Here is a 24,958-nt window from a genome sequence, read left to right as displayed (position 1 = left end):
AGACCGCGCCTGACCTGTAGGGGGGATAAGGCGTTCATGCCGCATTCGGTAATCTTTGCCCTGTTCCGTTTCGATCTTAACTCCAGCTCAAGCAACACCGTAAAGGTTGCAAAAACGTTAAATGCGTCACACATTTCAATGCTAAACTGACCGGCTTTTCCCCTGAAACATGCCACGGGTAACACCATGAGTGAACATATCGAAGAAAACTGTGGCGCGGATGCCATCACCCGACCGAACTGGTCAGCCGTTTTCTCGGTGGCGTTTTGCGTCGCCTGCCTGATTATCGTTGAGTTTTTGCCTGTTAGTTTGCTGACGCCGATGGCGCAGGATTTAGGGATTTCGGAAGGGCTTGCCGGGCAATCGGTGACTGTGACCGCCTTTGTGGCGATGTTTGCCAGTTTGTTTATTACCCAGACAATTCAGTCCACCGACCGCCGCTACGTTGTCATTCTGTTCGCCGTCTTGCTGACGCTCTCTTGCTTGCTGGTTTCCTTTGCCAGCTCGTTCAGAATGTTATTAATCGGTCGAGCCTGTCTCGGGCTGGCGCTGGGTGGATTCTGGGCGATGTCAGCGTCGCTGACTATGCGTCTGGTGCCGCCTCGTACGGTGCCGAAGGCGCTGTCGGTGATCTTCGGCGCGGTTTCTATTGCGCTGGTGATTGCCGCGCCGTTAGGCAGCTTTTTAGGCGAGCTTATCGGCTGGCGCAATGTCTTTAATGCGGCAGCGGTGATGGGCGTGCTGTGTATTATCTGGATTATCAAATCATTGCCTTCGCTACCTGGCGAACCGTCACATCAGAAGCAAAATACCTTCCGCCTGTTGCAGCGTCCGGGGGTGATGGCCGGGATGATTGCTATCTTTATGTCCTTTGCGGGGCAGTTCGCTTTCTTCACCTATATTCGACCGGTGTATATGAATCTGGCGGGATTCGGCGTGGATGGCTTAACACTGGTACTGCTGAGTTTTGGTATCGCCAGTTTTGTCGGTACGTCGCTTTCGTCGATCATTCTTAAACGTTCAGTAAAACTGGCCTTAGCGGGAGCACCGTTAGTGCTTGCTCTTAGTGCGCTGGTACTGACGTTGTGGGGAAGCGATAAAATTGTTGCTACCGGTGTGGCGATTATCTGGGGGCTGACCTTTGCTTTAATTCCCGTGGGCTGGTCAACGTGGATCACCCGCTCATTAGCCGACCAGGCAGAAAAGGCGGGATCTATTCAGGTGGCTGTTATTCAGCTTGCCAATACCTGCGGCGCGGCAATTGGCGGTTATGCACTGGATAACATTGGCCTGACTTCGCCGTTAATATTGTCCGGCACGTTGATGTTGCTTACCGCGCTGTTGGTTACTGCAAAAGTGAAAATGAAGAAATCCTGATATCAGGCTAAAGAAGTGTTGGTCAGCGGCTGTTGCCGCTCTTACATATCCGGGCATTCTACCCTGCCCAACGCTTCCCAGTAGTTACTCTGATTATTACGCTCCATCGCCACGATGGCTTCGCGTATGTGTTGTTTATTGCTTTCATCAGACAACATTAACTTTTCCCACGCTTCATCTGATAACGATGCCTGCGGGGTACAAATTTTTCGCAAATCCTGTAATACCGTATTTTTCTCTTTCGCCGATTGTAACGAGCTAAAAGGCGACTCGGCATATACGATACCCGGCATCGCGAAAACAGCGAAAATAAGAAGCAGCGTCGTTGGTTTCATGAGTTCTACCTTTTTACAAATGGCATCGAATGAAGCATAAGTGTAGTTTGTTTTCATCGCTCTAATCATGCTGTACGAAACGCGTTTTAGTATTCAGTAAGAAGTGCCAGACCTTATATTCCTCTTTTATTCCTTTTTCTTCTTATCGATAGCATTTCGTTTTTTAACCGCAGCGACCTTACCGCTATAGTCAGGTAATCATTAATAAAAGGATAAAAAATGAAACTGACAACACATCATCTACGAACAGGAGTAGCGTTATTACTGGCAGGAATACTACTGGCAGGCTGCGACCAGCAAAGTAGCGATACAAAACACATTAAAGTTGGGGTCATAAACGGTGCCGAACAGGATGTGGCGGAAGTCGCTAAAAAAGTGGCTAAAGAGAAGTATGGCCTTGAGGTTGAACTGATTGGATTTAGCGGTTCATTGCTGCCGAACGATGCAACAAATCATGGTGAACTGGATGCCAATGTATTCCAGCATCGCCCTTTCCTTGAACAGGATAATCAGGCGCACGGTTATAAACTGGTGGCGGTGGGGAATACCTTTGTCTTCCCCATGGCGGGCTATTCGAAAAAAATCAAAACGGTCGATCAGCTAGAAGATGGGGCGACAGTGGCGATTCCGAATGATCCGACCAACCTTGGGCGGGCGCTGTTACTGTTGCAAAAAGAGAAACTGATTACGTTGAAAGAGGGGAAAGGTTTACTGCCAACGGCGTTGGATATTACCGATAACCCGCGTCATTTACAGATTATGGAACTGGAAGGGGCACAGTTGCCGCGCGTACTGGACGACCCGAAAGTGGATGTGGCGATTATCAGCACGACTTATATTCAGCAAACCGGGCTTTCCCCGGTGCATGACAGCGTATTTATTGAAGATAAAAATTCGCCGTATGTGAACATTCTGGTGGCGCGGGAAGATAACAAGGATGCAGAAAACGTGAAGGAATTTTTGCAATCTTATCAATCACCGGAAGTTGCTAAAGCGGCAGAAACTATCTTTAACGGTGGCGCGGTGCCGGGCTGGTAATTATCAACCGCGCCGCGCCGGACGATTACATTTTTCTGGCGCGGCGGCGGGAATCCATTGAAATCAAAATGACCGATGACAGAATCAGCAGCGTTCCCAGCCAGTCAGGTAATGTGAAAGTGATCCCCAGCAGCAGTAAAGAGAGCAGCGCGCTACTTAATGGTTCTGCACAGCTCAAAATGCTGGCTTTTGGCCCGCCAATTAACTGTGCGCCTTTCAGATACAGACTAAAAGTCAGCGAAGTTCCAATTACCACCAGATAGAAAAACGCCAGAATCAGACTGCCATTAACCACAAAATTTGTTCCTTGTCCGGCATAAAAGGGCAGCAGGATCAGACCACCAATGAGCATACTCCAGCCAACCACTGGCAGTGTGCCGTAACGGGCAATGAGCGTTGAGGGGTATGTCGTATAGAATGCGGCAGCAAATGCCGAGGCGATACCCCAGAATAACGCAGCAGGAGAGATCGATAATGACGTCGGATTACCGTGTGTCACCAATAAAAACGTACCAATCAGCGATGTCAGAATGGCGCAAAAAACCAGGATGCCGGGGCGTGATTTACGTACCAGTGAGAACCATGCCACGATAATCGTTGGTGATAAAAATTGCAGCACCGTTGCTGTAGCGGCATTGGATTTTTCAATTGTCAGTAAGAAAGTAAGCTGGACGGTCAGTGCGCCAACAACGGAAAAAATCAGCAGGCTGATGGCATCTTTATGATTTTTAATGATTGAGAAGACTTTATCGCCGTGGACAAAGGAGAGCGTTAGCAGAATAAAACCGGCAAATATCAGTCGCGTCATGGTAAGAAACTGCGATGACATCTGGCTTTGCTCCATGATGTATTGTGCGCAGACACCTGAACTTCCCCACAATACGGCGGCAATTAGAACGTTCAGCATCCCCTTTCTGGTGGAACCCATTTTTCCCTCTGCATACGGTTTTGTTGTTTATGTATGCAGGCATGATAGCAAAAATGGCAAGGATGGCTCTGTTCATATAAAGCATATTTATGTTGCCTTTCAGCAATAGTTACGCATCTTTATCAATAACAGGCAGGCCGTTGATACGTCTGACATTATTATCGCCAGCCAGAAGCAATCTAAAAATAAAATCGACCGTGAGGCTTTTATATTATTCTCGTCGGAACCATGAATATTCTTCTCATAAGTATCCTTCATGGTTTGCGTAGGTCGTTATTCAAAAGCATCGAAATTTCTTATCACGTCGCAATGAAATATTTTGCATTAGCGTCGCTGACAAATAGCGTGGGTAATTTGATGAGGTCGAGCATTATTCTTTATCTTTATGAAACGCGTGAAATGCTTATTAAACCGTCATGTTATGGCGTTATCATTTTTTTCTGACAACATGCTACTGTTCGCTTTTTAAACGCGAAGAATGCTATGCAAATCCATAAAGTGATCAAACCCGAGTTTGTGAAGAAGTTTTCCTGTGTCGGTCCTGACTGCCTGATTTCCTGTTGTCAGGGATGGCAAATAGATATCGACAAGAAAACTCATCATGATTACCTCAACGCACACCATCCGGAAATCTCCAGCCTGGCGAAAGAGAATTTGATGCTGGTGCGAAAAGGTAAACAAAGATATTCGAGAATTAAGCTGGACGCGCAGGGACAGTGTCCGTTTCTCGACGAAAATAAACTCTGCCTGGTTCATCGCGAGCTGGGAGGCAACGCGCTTTCAGTTACCTGTTCTACTTATCCACGTTGTAAAAAGCACTACGCGGATACAACTCGTTATTCGATGACGCTTTCATGTCCAGAAGTAGCCCGGCTGGTATTGTTCGATGCCGACAGCATGTTAGTGCATGAACAAGATGAGCTGCTGGCGAAGGCGAAAAACAATATCATCGCCCGGCAGCAGCCGGTTAATCAGATCCAACAGATTGTGCATCTCTTTGCCTGGCACCTTCTACAGGCACCATCGTTGAACGTTGAAGAGAACCTGATGGCGCTGGCACAGTTTATGGTTTACTTGCAACGCATTGAGTTCGATCTGCATCGCCATTTTGCGCAGGCCGAACAGTATCATCAGGAACTATTAAGCGAGCTGGCGGCAGGTATAAGTTTGACTCATCGCTCAATGTCAACGGAGTCGGTTGGATTGAAGGTGCGCGCGCTGTCGGCATTGGGTTCACTTATCGCGAATGAAGGCGCCAGGGATAACATTATCGCTGGGGTGCATCGGAAGATGGCGGCGTATTTAAACATTACAGCCAGTACGGATAAGCAGGATCTGGTCGACAAGTTTGCAGTTCTGGATAAGCAATGGCAGCAGCTTTGCCAGGATTCTATCCTTAGCGCCCCGCATGTATTGCGCAATTTACTGACCTACAAAATTTACCACTGTCATTTTCCGGATGCTGATTTCTCAACGATCATGCGCCAGGTTTACCGTTTAATCCTCGATTATTTCTATATTAAGCATTTGTTGAGTGTGACATCGCTGGAAGTAACTCCTGATGAGGCAACGGTGTTAAAGATTGTGGCGAGCCTTGCCGAGAAAACCTTGCATTCGCCAATTATCGATCAGCGGATGGATAAAGCGATTGACATGATCAATGCCGGGGACGATCTCTCCTGTCTGCTGTTGATTTGTTGAATTTGCCTGCCGGAGACTGGGTTAAGTCTTTGTCTGACATGTCGCCGCCATTGCAATAAATGTTAAGAAAGAACTCGGTTAAGCCGATTGAATCATGAACAGAAGAAAATGTCTGGTTTTAATCGTATTACAAGGGATTGGTGAACGTCAGAAGAGGCATTTTGGCGGAAGATCACAGGAGTCGAACCTGCCCGGGACCGCTGGCGGCCCCAACTGGATTTGAAGTCCAGCCGCCTCACCGGAGACGACGATCTTCCGCGCCTCGATTGCTACATGGAGGCGGGGCGCATTATAGCTAGTTCCTCGCCTTATCACATCCCCCATCACACTTTTTTCCGTATCGTTTCGTCTTGCCATGATCCCTTTCACAGAAACCTTCAGCAAATCCATAAGTTACATTTTGGCGCTACCGCGATCACAGAAAACAAGAAACGTAAGTTGATAACAAAAAATAGCAATATCCGCACTCTTAAGGATGGTTTACTTTCGGGCTGTCTGACTGGCGCCTTCTTCACTTGTCATGCTTGCGGTAACAAAAATTTCAGAACGAAAGGAACGGATTATGAAAATCAGCGATGGAAACTGGCTTATTCAACCTGGTCTTAATTTGATTCACCCCATCCAGGTTTTTGATGTTGAGTTGCGGGAAAAGGAGATGGTGGTTTACGCCGCGCCGCGTGATGTGCGGGAGCGTACCTGGCAGTTGGATACGCCACTGTTTACGCTGCGCTTTTTTTCACCTCAGGAAGGTGTGGTTGGCGTGCGGATTGAGCATTTTCAAGGGGCGCTGGATAACGGTCCGCACTACCCGCTTAATGTGTTGCATGACGTTCCGGTGGAGATGCAAAACACAATTGAATATGCCGAGCTGAAGAGCGGTAATTTGAGTGTTCGTGTTACCAAAGGTGAATTCTGGTCGCTCGATTTTCTGCGCAATGGTGTGCGTATTACCGGTAGCCAGTTGAAAAATAACGGCTATATACAGGACACCAACACCAACCGTAGCTACATGTTTGAGCGCCTGGATCTCGGTGTCGGTGAAACAGTATACGGTCTGGGGGAACGCTTCACCGCGCTGGTGCGTAATGGTCAGACGGTGGAAACCTGGAACCGTGACGGCGGAACCAGCACCGAACAGGCGTACAAAAACATCCCGTTCTATATCACCAACCGTGGCTACGGCGTGCTGGTTAATCATCCGCAGTGCGTCTCGTTTGAAGTGGGATCGGAGAAAGTCTCCAAAGTGCAGTTCAGCGTCGAGGGTGAATATCTCGAATACTTTGTTATCGATGGCCCGACGCCGAAAGCGGTGCTCGATCGTTATACCCGTTTTACCGGGCGTCCGGCACTGCCGCCAGCATGGTCCTTTGGTTTGTGGTTAACGACTTCATTTACCACTAATTATGACGAAGCTACGGTAAACAGCTTTATCGACGGCATGGCGGAACGTAATCTGCCGCTACATGTTTTCCACTTCGACTGTTTCTGGATGAAAGCCTTCCAGTGGTGCGATTTTGAGTGGGATCCGGTCACTTTCCCTGACCCGGAAGGGATGATTCGCCGCCTGAAAGCGAAAGGGCTGAAAATCTGCGTCTGGATTAACCCCTATATAGGGCAAAAATCGCCGGTATTTAAAGCGTTGCAAGAGAAAGGATATTTACTCAAACGCCCGGATGGCTCGTTATGGCAATGGGATAAATGGCAGCCAGGTCTGGCGATTTATGATTTTACCAACCCAGATGCCTGCAAATGGTACGCCGATAAACTGAAAGGCCTGGTAGCGATGGGCGTCGATTGCTTTAAGACCGACTTTGGCGAACGTATTCCAACAGACGTTCAGTGGTTTGACGGTTCCGATCCGCAGAAAATGCATAATCATTATGCGTACATCTACAACGAACTGGTATGGAACGTCCTGAAAGACACTGTCGGTGAGGAAGAGGCCGTCCTGTTTGCCCGTTCCGCTTCTGTGGGCGCACAGCAATTTCCCGTGCACTGGGGCGGAGACTGCTACGCCAATTACGAATCGATGGCGGAAAGCCTGCGCGGCGGGTTATCTATTGGCCTTTCCGGTTTTGGTTTCTGGAGCCACGATATCGGTGGCTTTGAGAATACCGCTCCGGCACACGTTTACAAACGCTGGTGCGCATTTGGTTTGCTCTCCAGCCATAGCCGTTTACATGGCAGCAAATCTTATCGTGTGCCGTGGGCTTATGATGATGAATCCTGCGATGTCGTGCGCCATTTCACACAGCTTAAATGCCGCATGATGCCGTATCTGTACCGCGAAGCCGTTCGTGCGAACGCGCTGGGTACGCCGATGATGCGCGCAATGGTGATGGAGTTCCCGGACGATCCAGCCTGTGATTATCTTGACCGTCAATACATGTTGGGCGACAGCGTGATGGTTGCGCCAGTGTTCTCTGAAGCGGGCGATGTACAGTTTTATCTGCCAGAAGGTCGCTGGACGCATCTGTGGCATAACGATGAAACAGAAGGCAGCCGTTGGCATAAACAGCAGCATAATTTTCTTAGTTTGCCGGTTTACGTGCGTGACAACACCTTACTGGCGCTGGGGAACAATGATCAACGCCCCGACTACGCATGGCATGAAGGCACAGCTTTCCAACTCTTTAATCTGCAAGACGGGCGTGAAGCTGTCTGTGAAGTGCCCGCCGCCGACGGTTCGGTGATCTTCACCCTGAAAGCGGCGCGTACTGAAAATACGATTATCGTGACAGGCGCGGGCGAGGCGAAGAACTGGACACTGTGCTTGCGTAATATTGCGAAAGTAAATGGTTTGCAAGGCGGTTCGCAGACCGAAACTGAGTTGGGTGTGGTGGTGTCGCCAGTGGGTAACTCACTGACAATTATGCTGTAATTTGTTGAAAAAATGCCGGGTACGGCTATGTCGTGCCCGGCGAGATTGATTTTTACTGCACTGGCTCCGTTGACGTGACTTCGCCACTGGAAACGACGCCAGCATTCATGGTTTGGGTTACCTGCTGCTTTTCTGCGTTCACAGCATGGAGTTGTCCGTTAACCGTAGGTTTTAGCGGTACATCGGTCTGAATATCGCCGCTGGCGGTGAGCTGAATATTGCCATCGCCCGTAATCGGTAACTCTGGCCATCCCCACTGTTGCAAAATGTTCATCGGCACACCGCGTCCGTTCAGGCTGATATGGGTCTGGCGCTGCGGCGTTTGTGAGACGCTGGCAGTAGCTTCAAGAATGCCTTTCTCGGTAAACGCGCTAAGTTCGCTGATATTCACCGTGCTGCTATTGGCGGTTAGCGCCAGCGACGGGCGACGAACGTCGACACGATTGAACGTTGCGGCGGCGGCATTCAGGTTCGCCGTGCCACTCCAGACGCCCCACTTATGATCGGCAACCAGCGTCAGATTCGCGCCATAACCATCCAGCGCAGTGAGCTGCCACGGGAAGTTCGGATCGATATCAATGAGCAGGTTACGGCTGGCGCTAAATCTCTTCAGTTGCAGGCGGTTTAACCAGCTTGGGGCCGCTTCCATCCACAACTGTTGCCAGTTTTTCGGCAAGGTATATTCCAGCCCGACGATTGCCGCATCATCGAGGATCAGCGTTTTCCCGTCGCGTTGCCAGTTCCCTGACGTTCGGATCATTCCGCCTTCCCAGCGGCTGGTGAACTGGCGAAGCGCCACGCCCTGTGGGGAAAACTCCGCGTTCATAATCGGGTCAAATAAATGCAGCGAACCATAAATAAACTCGCTAGCGTTCATTGACAGCTTGCCTTCCTGCGTCTGCCAGTCATCTTTAATGAAGGTCATGTTGCGCAAGCTGAGATCGAGGTCGGTCACCGCCCAGTCCGGACCTTGCAGGCGAGCGTCGATCACTTCAAGGCGACCAATCTGCAACGACGGGACAGAGCGCAAAGGTGCAAAGAAATCGGTCAGAGATTTTTCGCTTTGCAGACGGATATCAGCCAGGCGCAGATTTTCCACCTGCCAGCTACCATCGGCATTACGCTGCGCATTACCGGTTAATGAACCACGGGCGATATCGGCGCCCAGATTCGTAAGCGTGACGCGATCGTTATCAATAGTGCCTTCAATCAGTACATTGGTAGCAGCAACATCGTTGAGCGACAGAGAGCCGGCACTGAACTGAATTTGAGCCTTCGTGCCCAGAACTTTACCGGCTTCCGGCGACCACGGAACGACGCCGCCATTTACTCGCTGTGCGCTGAGATTCCACTCGCTATTGGGGCTGTTAAACGCCATATCACGCAGTTGCAGACGATCCGCTTTGAACGGTAGTGGCGCGGTCTGGCCGGTGAGATTTAGCGTCCCGTTTTCCAGCAGGATAGTATCAACATGGCGTGGCTCGCTCAGTTGCCGACTACTTAGCGCAATATCGACACTTTTCGCCACCAGAGTGGCAGGTTGACCATCGCGACCGAATGTGACGTTCTCCAGCACGATATGAGATGGCGCGGAAAAGCGGTGATCCATCGCCCCGAAGGTCAAATGATAGTCGCTATTCCTGGATATCCATGCGCTGATATGCTCTGCTCCCCAGCGGGTTTGCAGCAGGAAATAGAGGCCAGCGATCGCCACGAATAGCGCGATGAAAATGTAGAGAAGCAGCTTCCCAATAAATTTCATGGTCTTCCATCCCGTGAAATGCACATAAGGGAGTTATGCACGATTTACGCGCATTCCTCAAGGCGGGAATGGAGAAAGCGAGTTGCTACGGCGGTAAAGAATTTTACCGCCGCGAGTGGATTACTGTTTTTCTGGCGGGAAAATCAGATTCAGCACAATGGCAGTGATACCGCCAGCGGCGATCCCGGAGGAGAGCAGGTTTTTCAGCCATTCAGGGGCAAACTGCAAAATCAGCGGTTGCTGAGACACGCCCAGACCGACCGCCAGCGACAGCGCGATAATCAGAATGGCTCGACGGTTCAGTGGCTCACGAGAAACGATACGCACACCGGATGCGGCGATAGTACCAAACATCACCAGCGTAGCGCCGCCAAGTACCGGCTCCGGAATATGCTGCACAAAACCGCTCACAGCCGGGAACAGGCCGAGCACAATCAGCATCAGCGCAACGACAAAACCGACATAACGGCTGGCAACACCGGTCAACTGGATCACACCGTTGTTCTGCCCGAAGCAGGAGTTCGGGAAGGTGTTAAATACCGCCGACACAAACGAGTTCAGGCCATTCGCCAGCACGCCGCCTTTCAGACGTTTCATGTACAGCGGACCAGAAACCGGTTGTTCGGAAACGTCGGAGGTGGCGGTGATATCGCCAATAGTTTCCAGCGAGGTGATCATAAAGACCAGCATCAGCGGCAACAGCAGACTCCATTCAATACCAAGCCCGTAATAGAGCGGTGTTGGCACCATAATCAGTTCTTGCGTCATCGGCTCGTTGCTTTCTGGCAACATGCCCATAAACCACGCCAGCGCATATCCGGCTGCCATCGCAATCACCAGCGAGGCCACGCGTAAGTAAGGGTTACGTTGACGGTTAAGCAGAATGATTAAAGCTAAGACCACACCCGCCAGCAGCAGATTTTTCGGTGCGCCAAAGGTGTTATCGTTCATGGCCGCATAACCGCCGCCAATGGACGTTAACCCAACCTGTATTAGCGACAGGCCGATAATCATCACCACTACGCCAGAAACCAGCGGCGTAATAATGCGGCGCGCCAGGTGCAAAACGCGGGAGATTACCATTTCGGTGCAGCTTGCCAGCATCAGTGTGCCGAAGAGCGCCGCCATCATGGTTGGAACATCGGCGCCACCGGTCTTCAGTGCCGTTCCACCCATAATCAGCGGGGCAACGAAGTTAAAGCTGGTGCCCTGAATAGACAACAACCCGGAACCAACCGGCCCCCAGGCTTTAATCTGAATAATCGACGCCACACCGGAGGCAAACAGCGACATACTAATAATGTGTTGCGTGTCCTGTGCTGGTAAACCCAGCGCCTGGCAGATTAACAATGCTGGCGTGATTACCGCGACAAACATCGCCAGCAGATGCTGACAGGCGGCAAACAGAGTTTGAGCAAGCGGCGGACGATCTTCAAGACGATAAATCAGTTCGCTGTTTTGAGTCTGCGCAACCGGTTGCGCATTTTCTGACTCTAGGGTGGAAACAGACATCGAAAACAATCCCGTGGTGGCAAAGCGGGCATTTTAGCTGACCGAAAGGTAAAAGCAAACGTTTGCCATGCATTCTTCTAAATATTTAAATGCGATAAATGCACTTTTTTATATAACTTTTGGTTGTTTTCTGCTTAAAATCCATGCCATTTTTTTATTTTCAGCTGAGAATTCGAACCGGGATAGCATGACTCGATACTCGTCATATTTCGCCCTAATGCACATGCGCGATGAAGTATGACGAGTGTGAAAGAGTGGTGCGGACACAAAGGAGTAACTATGTTTCATCTCGATACTTTAGCAACGCTTGTTGCTGCAACGCTGACGTTGCTGCTCGGGCGCAAGTTGGTCCATTCCGTCTCCTTTCTGAAGAAATACACCATACCTGAACCAGTTGCCGGAGGGTTGCTGGTGGCACTGGCGCTGCTGGTGCTGAAAAAAAGTATGGGCTGGGAAGTCAATTTTGATATGTCCCTGCGCGATCCGTTGATGCTGGCATTCTTCGCAACCATTGGTCTGAATGCCAATATTGCCAGCCTGCGTGCCGGTGGGCGTGTGGTGGGGATTTTCCTCATCGTGGTTGTTGGCCTGTTGGTGATGCAAAATGCTATCGGCATTGGGATGGCAAGCCTGTTAGGGCTTGATCCGCTGATGGGGCTGCTGGCCGGTTCTATTACGCTTTCTGGCGGACACGGTACGGGAGCTGCGTGGAGTAAATTGTTCATTGAACGTTATGGCTTCACCAACGCGACGGAAGTGGCGATGGCCTGTGCAACTTTTGGTCTGGTGCTGGGCGGCTTGATTGGGGGGCCGGTGGCGCGGTATCTGGTGAAGCACTCCACCACGCCGAACGGTATTCCGGATGACCAGGAAGTCCCCACCGCATTTGAAAAGCCGGACGTGGGGCGCATGATCACTTCGCTGGTACTAATTGAAACCATCGCGCTGATTGCTATCTGTCTGACGGTGGGGAAAATTGTTGCGCAACTTTTGGCTGGCACCGCTTTTGAATTGCCAACCTTCGTTTGCGTGCTTTTTGTGGGCGTGATTCTGAGCAACGGTTTGTCCATGATGGGCTTTTACCGTGTCTTTGAGCGTGCGGTATCGGTTCTGGGTAACGTAAGCCTGTCGTTGTTCCTGGCGATGGCGTTGATGGGGCTGAAGCTGTGGGAGCTGGCTTCGCTGGCGCTGCCGATGCTGGCGATTCTGGTCGCACAGACTATCTTCATGGCGTTGTACGCTATCTTCGTCACCTGGCGCATGATGGGCAAAAACTACGATGCGGCGGTGCTGGCTGCGGGTCACTGTGGTTTTGGCCTTGGTGCAACGCCAACGGCAATCGCCAACATGCAGGCGATTACCGAACGCTTTGGCCCGTCGCACATGGCCTTCCTGGTGGTGCCGATGGTCGGTGCGTTCTTTATCGATATCGTTAACGCCCTGGTGATTAAGCTGTATTTGATGTTGCCGATTTTTGCGGGGTAACCGATGAAGCGGCGGTATGTGTGCCGCCGCAACAAAGACAAATGCCAGATACGCTTCGCTTATCTGGCCTGCGTAATGATTATCAATTTATTGATTTTTTTTGGTTTTTTGTAGGTCGGATAAGGCGTTCACGCCGCATTCGGCAGGAAGGTAAATCAACCTGAAACGGCGGTCTTCTCTCCGCCGTCTTTATGCATTTGAGTAGCGTTCCGTCTCCGGCATCCAGCGTTCTATCAGGGCTTTTGCCTGTTGTGGGTAACGTTCGTGAATATGCCGTGCCAGGCGCTGAACTTCTGGGATCATGGCCTGATCGCGCAATAAATCTGCCACTTTAAATTCGGCATTACCCGTCTGACGCGTACCTAACAGTTCACCAGGACCGCGAATCTCCAAATCTTTTTGTGCAATCACAAACCCGTCGCTGCTGTCACGCAGCACTTGCAGGCGAATTTGCGCCGTTTTGGAGAGCGGCGTTTTGTAGAGCAGCACGCAGTGAGAAGCCACCGCGCCACGTCCCACGCGCCCGCGAAGCTGGTGTAACTGCGCCAGACCCAGGCGCTCCGGGTTTTCGATAATCATCAGGCTGGCGTTAGGCACATCAACGCCGACTTCAATGACGGTAGTGGCAACCAACAGGTGTAACTCGCCTTGTTTAAACGACGCCATCACCGCCTGTTTCTCGGCAGGTTTCATACGCCCATGTACCAGGCCAACGTTCAGTTCCGGCAACGCCAATCTCAACTCTTCCCAGGTAGCTTCCGCTGCCTGCGCTTCCAGTAACTCTGACTCTTCAATCAACGTACAAACCCAGTAAGCCTGACGTCCTTCAGTCATGCAGGCGTGACGCACGCGGTCAATGATGTCGTTACGGCGTGTATCCGGGATAGCAACGGTAGTCACTGGTGTACGCCCTGGCGGCAGTTCATCAATGACCGAGGTATCGAGATCGGCATAGGCGGTCATTGCCAGCGTGCGGGGGATCGGCGTGGCGGTCATGATCAACTGATGAGGATGGAAGCCTTGCTGCTGGCCTTTTTCCCACAATGCCAGACGCTGATGCACACCGAAACGATGCTGTTCGTCGATGATCACCAGCGCCAGGCCGTTAAACTGTACCTGTTCCTGGAAGATGGCGTGAGTGCCGACAATCATCTGCACCTGACCGTTGGCGATGGCTTCCTGCTGCGCCAGTCGCGCTTTACCTTTCTGCTTACCAGCCAGCCAGCCCACTTCAATACCCAGCGGCTCAAACCAGTTGCGAAAGTTATTGGCGTGCTGTTCGGCGAGCAACTCGGTTGGTGCCATCAGCGCCACCTGTTTACCGTGAGCAATTGCACGCAGCGCGGCGAGGGCAGCAACCAGCGTTTTACCGGAACCTACATCGCCTTGTACCAGACGCATCATGGGAACATCCAGCGCCATATCGCGCTCGATCTCCGCCACCACACGTGCCTGAGCGCCCGTTGGTTTGAACGGTAAGGCGGCAAGGAGTTTATTTTTCAGCGCGTCATTGGCGCTAAGCGGTTGGGCATGAAAACGTTGTGCTCCAGCGCGTAACGCCAGCATACTGAGGTTGTGCGCCAGTAGTTCTTCCAGAATCAGACGACGTTGTGCCGGATGCTGCCCGCTTTCCAGATCGCTAAGTTGCAGTGTCGGCGGCGGGCGATGCAGCGTTCTCAAGGCTTCCGGCAGCGTCATCATCCCTTGTGACAGTTCCGGCGGCAACAGTTCTTCAATAGCGCAGGTGTCGAGCAGCTCCAGCGCCTGGTCGGTTAATTTACGCAGCGTTGTCTGTTTAACGCCTTCAGTCGTTGGGTAAACCGGCGTAAGCGTTTCCTGTAGCTCCGGGGTACTGAGATCACCCTGTACGCGATATTCCGGATGGATCATCTCCGCGCCATATTTGCCGCGCTTTGCTTCGCCGTAGGCCAGCACGCGGCGGCCCGTCGCCAGGCTATTTTTCATCGCCGCGCTGAAATTGAAAAAGCGCATGGTGAGAATGCCGGAACCGTCGCTAATCTGGCAGGTCATCATCCGCCGACCGCCGAAGGAGATATTACAGTTCAGCACTTCGCCTTCCACCGTGGCATAAACGCCCGGCAGTAGCTCACCGATGGGGTAGAGATGGGTGCGATCTTCGTAGCGCAGAGGAAGGTGTAACAGTAAGTCCTGCACGGTATGCAGGTTGATTTTCGCCAGCTTGTTACTTTGCGCCGCGCCAACGCCCGTTAGGGAACTGAGCGGGACAGCATCTAACAGGCGACCTTTCATGGCGCTTACCCTGCAGCCTGCATGGTGGCCCACCAGTTAGCATCGGCTTCAATTTCACCTTGCTGATTGACGTGGGGATAGGGCAGACCTTTGCGTTTTGCGACTTTCGCCAGTACCGGATAGCCGCCTTCAAACAGCAGGCGTTGTTGTTCTGCTTCCGGTAACATGCTGTTTTCACGCAGATACATGCCAGCGTTTTGCCGCTGACGCTGGGCTTCGTAAAGAATGAGTGCTGATGCGACGGAGACGTTCAGCGACTGCACCATGCCGATCATCGGAATGATGATGTCCTGATCCGCCAGTGCTAACGCTTCCTGCGTGATGCCTGTTTTCTCCTGACCCATCAAAATACAGGTCGGGCGGGTGTAATCAATTTCGCGGAAATCGACGGCGTTATCAGAAAGATGTGTAGCCAGAATCTGCATTCCCTGGCCTTTCAGATGGGCGACAGCATCGCCAATGGTGCGGTGCGTTTTCACCTGTACCCAACTGTTGCTGCCAGCCGCAGCCGAGGCCATAGTGCGCATCCGGCTGCCAGGCCAGATGGCATGAACTTCATGTACGCCAACGGCATCTGCGGTACGAATGATCGCAGAAACGTTATGGGGTTTGTGAACCTGTTCCATGCAGACGGTCAGATCAGGCTGCCGCCTGGCGAGCATTTCACAGATGCGTGCATAACGTGTTGGGTTCATAAAACATTAATTTCTGTTTCGGGTGACTTTAATCACGTCTGGCATCACACGGATTTTGCGCATGATATTTGCCAGATGTACGCGATCCCGGGCGGTCAGGCGAATAAAGGCACTGTAGACGCGACCATCTTTCTCTTCCGTATTCAAACTTTGAATATTGGAATTGGTGGTGTTGATCGCCGCTGTCAGGTTTGCCAGCGCACCCTGATGGTTGAACATTTCCACCTTGATTTCAGTAATGAACTCCTGCGCCGTCTCTTTATCCCATTCCACAGCCATAAACTTCTCTGGCTCTTTCTGGTAGCCACGGATGTTACGGCAGGACTCATGGTGGATCACCAGACCTTTACCGGGGCTAACATGGGCGATGATCGGGTCGCCGGGAATAGGGCGGCAGCATTTCGCAAAAGTGATTAACACGCCATCAGCGCCTTTAATCGGCAGATGCCCGTGGCTTTGGGTTGCTGGTGGAATGGAACCGTCTCCCTGCTGGAGATTCTTCGCTACCACTACGCTCATTGCATTGCCAAGACCGATTTCTGCCAGCAAATCGTCAAGCGTCGCCAGTTTCATGCGATCCAGTTCGCGCTGAATATTTTCCTGCGGGATTTCATTCAGCTTACGGCTGCCACCCAACGCGTGGTTGAGCAGGCGACGACCCAGGCTGACGGAATCATCACGCTTGAGGTTTTTCAGCAACTGGCGAATTTTGGCGCGTGCTTTCGAGCTGACGACAAAGTTCAGCCAGGCGGCATTCGGGCGAGCGCCCGGTGCGGTAATGATTTCAACGGTTTGTCCGCTGGAGAGTGGCTGCGACAGCGGGTAAGGCTGACGATCAACTCGCGCACCCACGCAGGCATGACCGATATCGGTATGCACCGCGTACGCGAAGTCGACAGGCGTGGCACCGGCAGGCAGTTCGACAATGCGCCCTTCCGGTGTGAAAACGTAAATCTCATCCGGGAAGAGATCGGATTTAACGCTCTCGATAAATTCAAATGAGCTACCGGCGCTCTGCTGAAGCTCCAGCAGGCTCTGCATCCAACGCTGGGCGCGGATTTGCGCAGTGGTGCTGGTCTCGCCGTGCTCTTTATAAGCCCAGTGTGCGGCAACACCCATCTCCGCCATTTGATCCATATCTTCGGTACGGATCTGGACTTCAACCGGAACGCCGTGGGGGCCAATCATTGAGGTGTGCAAAGACTGATAACCGTTCGCTTTTGGAATGGCGATGTAGTCTTTCACGCGACCTGGACGCGGCTTATACAGGCTGTGCATCTGACCGAGCACGCGATAACAGGTATCGGAATCATTGACGATCACGCGGAAGGCGTAGATATCCATGATTGAGTGAAAACGCTGCTCTTTGAGCACCATTTTGCAGTAAATCGAATAAAGATGTTTCTCGCGACCACTGACGCGACACGGTATTCCCGCTTCCTGCAAACGTCCTTCGATTTCAGAGAGGATTTTTTGGATCATCTCTTTACGGTTGCCGCGCGCGGCTTTCACCACTTCTTTAATTACGCGGTAACGGTTGGGATACAGCGCCTCAAAACCCAACTCTTCGAGTTCGGTTTTAATGTGGTGGATACCTAAACGGTGTGCCAGCGGGCTGTAAATTTCGAGAGTTTCGCGGGCGATGCGGCGACGTTTGTCTGGTCGAAGTGAGCCCAGCGTGCGCATGTTGTGGGTACGGTCTGCGAGTTTGATGAGGATGACGCGGATATCCTGCACCATCGCCATAATCATCTTGCGAAAGTTTTCGGCCTGCGCCTCTTTCTTATCGCGAAACTTGAGTTTATCAAGTTTCGACACCCCCTCTACCAGCTCGGCGACGCTTTTGCCAAAAAGCTGTTCCATGTCCTGGTAGGTGGCGGGAGTATCTTCAATCACGTCATGAAGTAGCGCCGCCATTAGCGTTTCATAGTCGAGTTTCATCTCGGCCAGAATGCAGGCAACCGCTACCGGGTGCGTGATATAGGGTTCACCGCTTGAACGTGTTTGCCCCTCGTGAGCATCACGTGCAACGAGATACGCCTGCCGCAGACGCTTAATTTGGTCTTCTGGCAGGTAGTTTTGAATCAGTTGATTCAGGCTTTCAAACAGATACAAGGGCGACCCGCTTTGTGATTAACGACGACCTTCAGCAATAGCGGTAACGGCTTGAATTTCAGCGGCTTCCTGCTCTTGCTGTTCCTGGCGTTCGCGAACATCAAGGATCTGGTTGTTGATCAGACCTTCTTCGATTTCGCGCAGCGCGATTACTGTGGTTTTATCGTTTTCTTCCGGTACTAGCGGATCCTTTCCGCCTACCTGCATCTGACGAGCGCGACGCGCGGCGACCAGTACCAGGTCAAAACGGTTACCAATTTTCTCTACAGCGTCCTGAACAGTTACGCGTGCCATACTTAAAAAGCTCCACAGGTGAAGAAATGACTGGGCATGATACTGAAAGAAGGTTCAGTCTGCCAACAATTTGCTGATTAAAGCGTCATGACGTTGCTTTTGGCGACTCATGCGCAAGCGTTCGGCGCGAATAATGGTCTTCAGATCACCCAGTGCGGTGTCAAAATCATCATTCACAATCAAATAATCATATTCGGCGTAATGGCTCATTTCTGCAACTGCTTGCGCCATACGCTTTGCAATGACCTCTTCGCTGTCCTGACCGCGACCGCGTAGACGGCGATCCAGCTCGATTTTGGACGGCGGTAAAATAAAGATACTACGCGCATGTGGCATCTTCTGGCGAATTTGTTGCGCGCCCTGCCAGTCGATATCCAGAAAAACATCTACGCCACTTGCCAGTACTTGCTCAATGGCTTCGCGCGAAGTGCCATAGTAATTACCGAACACTTCCGCGTGCTCAAGGAATGCATCTCTGCTAATCATCTCTTTAAATTCATCATGATTAACAAAGAAGTAATGCTCACCGTGTACTTCACCTGGACGCGGTGCGCGCGTGGTGTGTGAAACAGAAACCTGGGTGTCATACAACGGTTGGGTTTTTAATAAAGCCTGAATCAGGCTGGATTTACCCGCGCCACTGGGGGCAGAAACAATATAAAGCGTGCCTTGAGCCATGAGTATCTTTCGTATGTGATTAGCGAAATAAAGCCTACATACGAGCTTATTATACACGGCGCGGTCACGTGACGTAGCCCTTGCTCATACTTTTTGCGCAAAGTTGTTGCGTTTTGCGTAGCTGTTTCCGCAATTCCCTGTCATTTGCTGCAATCAGAACGATTCTCTGGAAGCGTCCTCGCACACTTCGTTTTTGCCACTCGGATTTACATTCACCACGTTGTATACCTGCCCGCCTGACTACAGCGGAGGTGATGATGAAAGTATGGATAGCGGTGTTAATGGGGATTTTGTGCTGGCAATCATCGGCGCAGGCCGTCTGCCCAGCCTGGTCGCCCGCCAGAGCGCATGAAGAAATTTCCCGCCTGCAACAACAAATAAAACAGTGGGACGATGATTACTGGAAATTAGGGAAAAGTGACGTGGAAGACAGTGTTTACGATCAGATAAGTGCCCGTCTTACGCAGTGGCAACGTTGTTTTGGTGAAGAGACGCATCGTGACGCCATGATGCCGCTTTTAAACGGCACGGTTATCCATCCGGTTGCACATACGGGCGTACGTAAAATGGCGGATAAAAATGCGTTAAACCTGTGGATGCGTGAACGCAGCGATCTTTGGGTGCAACCAAAAGTTGATGGTGTTGCGGTAACTCTGGTCTACCGTGAGGGAAAACTGATTAAAGCGATCAGTCGTGGTAATGGTCTGAAAGGCGAAGACTGGACGCAGAAAGTACGTTCGATTCCTTCTGTACCACAATCCGTCAGCGGACCTTTAGCCAACAGTACGCTGCAGGGCGAAATATTTCTCCAGCGTGAGGGGCATATCCAACAACAAATGGGGGGAATGAATGCGCGCTCGAAAGTCGCGGGCATGATGATGCGGCAGAACAATACTGACGCGCAAAATTCACTTGGCGTGTTTATCTGGGCGTGGCCGGATGGACCGCAGTTAATGACCGAGCGATTGCAACAGCTTGCAGCCGCAGGGTTTAGCCTGACGCAGGCGTACACTCGCGCAGTAAAAAATGCTGATGAGGTTGAGCGGATACGTAATGAGTGGTGGAAAACAGCGTTACCCTTTGTTACCGATGGTGTCGTTGTGCGAGCGGCGAAAGAACCCGAATCCATCCATTGGCTACCGGGTCAGGCGAACTGGTTGGTGGCGTGGAAATATCAACCCGTGGCACAGGTTGCCGAAGTGAATGCGATTCAGTTTGCAGTGGGTAAGAGCGGCAAAATATCGGTGGTGGCGTCACTCGCGCCTGTCATGCTGGATGATAAAAAAGTTCAGCGGGTGAATATTGGTTCCGTCAGGCGCTGGCAGGAATGGGATATTGCGCCTGGCGATCAAATTCTCGTCAGTCTCGCCGGTCAGGGTATTCCACGCATTGATGATGTGGTCTGGCGCGGAACGGAACGTACTAAACCAATGCCGCCAGAAAACCGCTTTAATTCGTTGACCTGCTACTTTGCTTCTGATGTTTGTCAGGAGCAATTCGTTTCACGGCTAGTCTGGCTGGGGTCAAAACAGGTTTTGGGTCTGGACGGCATTGGTGAAGCTGGCTGGCGTGCGCTGCATCAGACTCATCGTTTTGAGCATATCTTTTCATGGCTTCAGTTAACGCCAGAGCAATTACAGAACACGCCGGGGATAGCGAAAAGCAAAAGCGAGCAGTTATGGCATCAGTTTAATCTGGCACGTAAGCAGCCTTTTACCCGCTGGGTGATGGCAATGGGAATACCCTTAACCCAGGCGGCGCTTAACGCCAGCGATTCCAGCACCTGGGAGCAAGTTTTGCAGAGAAGCGAACAGCATTGGCGGCAACTGCCAGAGACAGGATCTCGTCGTGCCAGCCAACTTATTGAATGGAAAGATAATGGGCAAATCAAGATGCTGGGCAACTGGCTGGCTGCCCAGCAGATCACAGGTTTTGTACCTTAGTGACCTTCGTGGCTGTAGTAAAAGACGGGTAAACCCAGCTTAAGACGCAGCGCCAGCAAGCGAGCGAAAAAGCCAAACACCAGAGTGGAAATAATCACCACATCATGGTTAGAGACGTAGTGTTGCAACGCGATATAGAGTACGGCGGAGGCAAATGAAACCCCAGCATACAGCTCTTTCTGAAAGACCAGCGGGATGCGTTTACAGAACATATCGCGCAAAACGCCGCCAAACACACCGGTCGTCACCGCCGCGACAACGGCAATGATCGGACCGTGCCCCATATCCAGCGCGACTTGTGCACCAATAATAGAAAAAACTACCAGCCCGAGCGCATCAAGCACCAGAAAGACTTTGCGCAAATAAGGCATCACCGGGGCAACAATAGTGGTCAGTACGGCGGCTGTGGCGACAATAATCACATATTCCGGATGCTTGACCCAACCGAGCGGATAGTGGCCCAAAAGAATATCCCGCACTGAGCCACCACCGATTGCGGTGGCGGTCGCAATGATAATTACGCCAAATGTATCCATTCGGCGTCGCCCAGCCGCCAGCGCCCCCGTCATGGCTTCGGCGGTAATACCAACCAAATACAAAATGTGTAAAAGCATGGTTCTCTCCCTAAAAATCTGTCTGGCAGGGTAGCGATTTGTGCACATTGTCACGATTGAGATTTTTTAAGGTGAGTTTGGATTGATAATTTATAGTTATGTGAAATTGGTACTTTCTGCAAAGCTAATGCATTTTTCTGATGTTGTGTTAAGAAAAATGCATTAGAAAAAGTATGGGGTTTTTGACGTTTTTTGGGTAGATGTACGTAGAGCCGCTGAAATTAACAATGGCCTACAATGCGATGCCGCTTACTCGATATTCTGAATCTGTTCGCGCATCTGCTCAATCAACACCTTCAACTCAATCGCGGAGTTCGTCACTTCGGCATTGATAGACTTCGAGGCCAGGGTGTTCGACTCGCGGTTGAACTCCTGCATCATAAAGTCCAGACGACGACCAACGGCTTCTTTTTTCTTGAGAATGTTGTAGGTCTCTTTGACATGCGCTTCGAGGCGATCCAGCTCTTCAGCAACATCAATTCGTTGCGCCAGCAGCACCAGCTCTTGCTCCAGACGATTGTTCTCCAGCTGAACCTGAGCATCTTCCAGCTTCGCGACCAGACGTTCACGCTGCCATTGCAGGATTTCCGGCATATGGGCGCGCACTTTAGCCACTTCGGCGGTGACGCCTTCCAGACGCTGCTCGATCAACGCTTTCAGCGCCTGACCTTCGGTTTCGCGCGCGACGATAAAGTCGTCCAGCGTACCATCAAGAGCAGCAAGAATTTCAGCGGCAATAGCGTCGAGATCCTGTTCCTGGGCTGCCATTACGCCCGGCCAGCGCAGGATATCAACGGGGTTGATTTCCCCTTCGTCGCTCTGCATCTTTACCCAATTCGCAGCAGTTACCAGCTGTTTAGCCAGTTTTTCGTTGAGGATCAGCTCACCTTGCGCGCTGACATCTGGCTCATAGCGCAGGGTACATTCCACTTTACCGCGCGTCAGGCGAGAACGAATACGCTCACGAACGACAGGTTCCAGGCTACGGAACTGCTCCGGCAGACGAAAGTAAGTTTCCAGATAACGCTGGTTTACCGAGCGCATTTCCCAGGTTGCGCTCCCCCATTCACCCTTGATTTCACGCCGGGCGTAGGCGGTCATACTGCGGATCATAGACGTTCCTGTTTATAAAAGGAGAGGTGGAAGGATTATAGCCATCGATGCCTTGTCAGGATAGGAATAACCGCCGGAAGTCCGTATAATGCGCAGCCACATTTGTTTCAAGCCGGAGATTTCAATATGCGTCCAGCAGGCCGTAGCAATAATCAGGTGCGTCCCGTTACCCTGACTCGTAACTATACAAAACATGCAGAAGGCTCGGTGCTGGTCGAATTTGGCGATACCAAAGTGTTGTGTACCGCCTCTATTGAAGAAGGTGTGCCGCGCTTCCTGAAAGGACAGGGGCAAGGCTGGATCACCGCAGAATACGGTATGCTGCCGCGCTCTACCCACACTCGTAACGCCCGTGAAGCGGCGAAAGGTAAGCAGGGCGGACGCACGATGGAAATTCAGCGTCTGATTGCCCGTGCATTGCGTGCGGCGGTTGATTTGAAAGCGTTAGGTGAGTTCACCATTACGCTGGATTGCGACGTACTTCAGGCCGATGGTGGCACGCGCACTGCTTCAATCACCGGTGCCTGCGTGGCGCTGGCAGATGCACTGAATAAGCTGGTTGAGAATGGCAAACTGAAAACCAACCCGATGAAAGGCATGGTGGCAGCGGTTTCGGTGGGTATCGTTAACGGCGAAGCGATTTGCGATCTGGAATACGTCGAAGACTCTGCCGCAGAAACGGATATGAACGTGGTGATGACCGAAGATGGGCGCATCATTGAAGTTCAGGGAACAGCGGAAGGCGAGCCGTTCACTCACGAAGAACTCCTCACCTTGTTGGCGCTGGCCCGAGGGGGAATCGAATCCATTGTAGCGACGCAGAAGGCGGCGCTGGCAAACTGATTTTTAAGGCGACTGATGAGTCGCCTTTTTTTTGTCTGTAGAAAAGTAAGATGAGGAGCGAAGGCATGAAACCATATCAGCGCCAGTTTATTGAATTTGCGCTTAGCAAGCAGGTATTAAAGTTTGGCGAGTTTACGCTGAAATCCGGGCGCAAAAGCCCCTATTTCTTCAACGCCGGGCTGTTTAATACCGGGCGCGACCTGGCACTGTTAGGCCGTTTTTACGCTGAAGCGTTGGTGGATTCTGGCATTGAGTTTGATCTGCTGTTTGGCCCTGCTTACAAAGGGATTCCGATTGCCACCACTACCGCTGTGGCGCTGGCGGAGCATCATGACCTTGACCTGCCATACTGCTTTAACCGCAAAGAAGCAAAAGACCACGGTGAGGGCGGCAATCTGGTCGGTAGCGCGTTACAAGGACGCGTAATGCTGGTGGATGATGTGATCACCGCCGGGACGGCGATTCGTGAGTCGATGGAAATTATTCAGGCCAATGGCGCGACGCTTGCTGGTGTGTTGATTTCACTCGATCGTCAGGAACGTGGTCGCGGTGAGATTTCCGCGATTCAGGAAGTTGAGCGTGATTACAACTGCAAAGTGATTTCTATCATCACTCTGAAAGATCTGATTGCTTACCTCGAAGAGAAGCCGGAAATGGCGGAACATCTGGCGGCGGTTAAGGCTTATCGCGAAGAGTACGGGGTTTGATAAGAAACGCCGGATGGTAAGTCATCCGGCGTCATATTACTGCAACTGCGCGGCAATCAGCGGCCAGCGGGCGTCAAAGTCATCCGTCGGGCGGTATTTAAACTCGCTGCGGACAAAACGAGACAGCATACCTTCGCAGAACGCCAGAAGTTGGCTTGCCAGCAACGTTTCATCGGTGGTGTAACCTTCACCCTCACGCATTCTCTTTTCACGCAATACCTGACGCAGCTGTGCTTCAATACGCTCGAACAGTTGGTTGATGCGTCCTTGCAGACGATCCTGTTCGAACATTAGCGCATGGCCAGTGAGGATACGGGTCAGGCCTGGATTACGTTCGCCGAAACCGAGAAGCAGCAACACAATCAGGCGCAGGCGCGCGGTAGTGTCCTTTTCATCTTTGAGAATCAGGTTAATACGAGTAATCAGGCTATCTTCGATAAACTCAATCAGGCTATCGAACATGCGGGTTTTACTGGGGAAGTGGCGATACAGAGCCGCTTCGGAAACGCCGACAGAGGCGGCCAGTTTCGCCGTCGTGATACGCTGGCTTCCATCGCTGGATTCTAACATCAACGCCAGAGACTGAAGTATTTCTTCGCGACGGTTCCTTTTCGCAGTTTGTTTTTCTGCCATGTTACAAAATACCCCTGAAAATAAGCACTTGCC

Annotated in this window: 19 protein-coding genes, 1 tRNA gene and 1 pseudogene; 8 read left to right on the top strand and 13 right to left on the bottom strand. The window is 51.5% G+C overall.

Annotated elements, in window-relative coordinates; all coding sequences use genetic code 11:
* The first annotated feature begins 186 nt into the window (after positions 1-186).
* Positions 187-1,377, top strand: coding sequence for a purine ribonucleoside efflux pump NepI (nepI, locus tag WES_RS00450; protein ID WP_016159935.1), 1,191 nt, complete (start codon positions 187-189; stop codon positions 1,375-1,377).
* A 41-nt stretch (positions 1,378-1,418) separates the two neighbouring features.
* Here the strand turns inward: nepI and yicS are convergent, their stop codons facing one another.
* On the bottom strand, positions 1,419-1,712 hold the full coding sequence (yicS, locus tag WES_RS00455) for a protein YicS (RefSeq protein ID WP_010350505.1): 294 nt from the start codon (positions 1,710-1,712) through the stop codon (positions 1,419-1,421).
* A gap of 219 nt (positions 1,713-1,931) precedes the next feature.
* On the opposite strand from yicS, the gene nlpA reads away from it, so the two are divergent.
* Positions 1,932-2,750: a lipoprotein NlpA gene (gene nlpA / locus WES_RS00460; protein WP_000779441.1), complete on the top strand. Its 819-nt coding sequence runs from the start codon at positions 1,932-1,934 to the stop codon at positions 2,748-2,750.
* Between the two features lie 3 nt (positions 2,751-2,753).
* Here nlpA and WES_RS00465 read toward each other — a convergent pair.
* Positions 2,754-3,678, bottom strand: a pseudogene (locus WES_RS00465) (carboxylate/amino acid/amine transporter).
* A 483-nt stretch (positions 3,679-4,161) separates the two neighbouring features.
* On the opposite strand from WES_RS00465, the gene fliB reads away from it, so the two are divergent.
* On the top strand, positions 4,162-5,379 hold the full coding sequence (gene fliB / locus WES_RS00470; RefSeq protein WP_016159936.1) for a flagellin lysine-N-methylase: 1,218 nt from the start codon (positions 4,162-4,164) through the stop codon (positions 5,377-5,379).
* A gap of 162 nt (positions 5,380-5,541) precedes the next feature.
* Here fliB and WES_RS00475 read toward each other — a convergent pair.
* Positions 5,542-5,636 (bottom strand) — tRNA-Sec (locus WES_RS00475).
* A 305-nt stretch (positions 5,637-5,941) separates the two neighbouring features.
* Here WES_RS00475 and yicI point away from each other — a divergent pair.
* Entirely contained in the window at positions 5,942-8,260 is a 2,319-nt protein-coding gene (gene yicI / locus WES_RS00480; protein ID WP_016159937.1) for an alpha-xylosidase, read from the top strand.
* 52 nt (positions 8,261-8,312) lie between these two features.
* On the opposite strand, the gene WES_RS00485 is transcribed toward yicI, so the two are convergent.
* The gene (locus tag WES_RS00485) at positions 8,313-10,022 is read right to left on the bottom strand and encodes an AsmA family protein (protein WP_016159938.1); all 1,710 of its coding nucleotides are present in this window, start codon (positions 10,020-10,022) and stop codon (positions 8,313-8,315) included.
* A 120-nt stretch (positions 10,023-10,142) separates the two neighbouring features.
* Positions 10,143-11,534: a xanthine/proton symporter XanP gene (gene xanP / locus WES_RS00490; protein ID WP_016159940.1), complete on the bottom strand. Its 1,392-nt coding sequence runs from the start codon at positions 11,532-11,534 to the stop codon at positions 10,143-10,145.
* A gap of 279 nt (positions 11,535-11,813) precedes the next feature.
* Here xanP and gltS point away from each other — a divergent pair, with 279 nt between their 5' ends.
* Entirely contained in the window at positions 11,814-13,019 is a 1,206-nt protein-coding gene (gene gltS, locus WES_RS00495) for a sodium/glutamate symporter (protein WP_000468835.1), read from the top strand.
* 189 nt (positions 13,020-13,208) lie between these two features.
* On the opposite strand, the gene recG is transcribed toward gltS, so the two are convergent.
* Genes recG through gmk form a run of 5 tightly spaced genes read right to left on the bottom strand, consistent with a single transcriptional unit; the run spans position 13,209 to position 19,072 of the window.
* Positions 13,209-15,290 (bottom strand): ATP-dependent DNA helicase RecG, encoded by a 2,082-nt coding sequence (gene recG / locus WES_RS00500; RefSeq protein ID WP_016159941.1) that lies wholly within the window; start codon positions 15,288-15,290, stop codon positions 13,209-13,211.
* 5 nt (positions 15,291-15,295) lie between these two features.
* Entirely contained in the window at positions 15,296-15,985 is a 690-nt protein-coding gene (trmH, locus tag WES_RS00505) for a tRNA (guanosine(18)-2'-O)-methyltransferase TrmH (protein WP_016159942.1), read from the bottom strand.
* A gap of 6 nt (positions 15,986-15,991) precedes the next feature.
* Positions 15,992-18,100, bottom strand: a complete 2,109-nt coding sequence (spoT, locus tag WES_RS00510; protein ID WP_000280472.1) for a bifunctional GTP diphosphokinase/guanosine-3',5'-bis pyrophosphate 3'-pyrophosphohydrolase — start codon at positions 18,098-18,100, stop codon at positions 15,992-15,994.
* A gap of 18 nt (positions 18,101-18,118) precedes the next feature.
* Positions 18,119-18,394 (bottom strand): DNA-directed RNA polymerase subunit omega, encoded by a 276-nt coding sequence (rpoZ, locus tag WES_RS00515; protein WP_000135057.1) that lies wholly within the window; start codon positions 18,392-18,394, stop codon positions 18,119-18,121.
* 54 nt (positions 18,395-18,448) lie between these two features.
* The gene (gmk, locus tag WES_RS00520; protein ID WP_010344504.1) at positions 18,449-19,072 is read right to left on the bottom strand and encodes a guanylate kinase; all 624 of its coding nucleotides are present in this window, start codon (positions 19,070-19,072) and stop codon (positions 18,449-18,451) included.
* Positions 19,073-19,329: 257 nt separating this feature from the next.
* Here gmk and ligB point away from each other — a divergent pair, with 257 nt between their 5' ends.
* Positions 19,330-21,015: an NAD-dependent DNA ligase LigB gene (ligB, locus tag WES_RS00525; protein WP_016159943.1), complete on the top strand. Its 1,686-nt coding sequence runs from the start codon at positions 19,330-19,332 to the stop codon at positions 21,013-21,015.
* Here the strand turns inward: ligB and WES_RS00530 are convergent.
* Both WES_RS00530 and WES_RS00535 read right to left on the bottom strand, forming a co-directional pair.
* The gene (locus tag WES_RS00530) at positions 21,012-21,629 is read right to left on the bottom strand and encodes a trimeric intracellular cation channel family protein (RefSeq protein ID WP_000924289.1); all 618 of its coding nucleotides are present in this window, start codon (positions 21,627-21,629) and stop codon (positions 21,012-21,014) included. The two genes, ligB and WES_RS00530, sit on opposite strands and share 4 nt — an antisense overlap.
* 249 nt (positions 21,630-21,878) lie before the next feature.
* Complete coding sequence (locus WES_RS00535; protein WP_000621334.1) at positions 21,879-22,742, bottom strand: YicC/YloC family endoribonuclease; 864 nt, start codon at positions 22,740-22,742, stop codon at positions 21,879-21,881.
* 126 nt (positions 22,743-22,868) lie between these two features.
* Between WES_RS00535 and rph the strand changes: the two genes are divergently transcribed.
* Together rph and pyrE are read left to right on the top strand one after the other, a co-directional pair.
* Complete coding sequence (gene rph, locus WES_RS00540) at positions 22,869-23,585, top strand: ribonuclease PH (protein ID WP_001247086.1); 717 nt, start codon at positions 22,869-22,871, stop codon at positions 23,583-23,585.
* Positions 23,586-23,650: 65 nt separating this feature from the next.
* Complete coding sequence (pyrE, locus tag WES_RS00545) at positions 23,651-24,292, top strand: orotate phosphoribosyltransferase (protein WP_000806178.1); 642 nt, start codon at positions 23,651-23,653, stop codon at positions 24,290-24,292.
* A 36-nt stretch (positions 24,293-24,328) separates the two neighbouring features.
* Here pyrE and slmA read toward each other — a convergent pair whose 3' ends face one another.
* On the bottom strand, positions 24,329-24,925 hold the full coding sequence (slmA, locus tag WES_RS00550) for a nucleoid occlusion factor SlmA (RefSeq protein ID WP_000818603.1): 597 nt from the start codon (positions 24,923-24,925) through the stop codon (positions 24,329-24,331).
* Between the last annotated feature and the right edge of the window lie 33 nt (positions 24,926-24,958).

Origin of the sequence: Escherichia sp. KTE31 (genome assembly GCF_000407925.1) — a bacterium.
GTDB classification, from domain to species: Bacteria; Pseudomonadota; Gammaproteobacteria; order Enterobacterales; family Enterobacteriaceae; genus Escherichia; species Escherichia ruysiae.
Note: the sequence above shows the minus strand (reverse complement) of the source record. Positions and strands in the feature narration are given on the sequence as shown.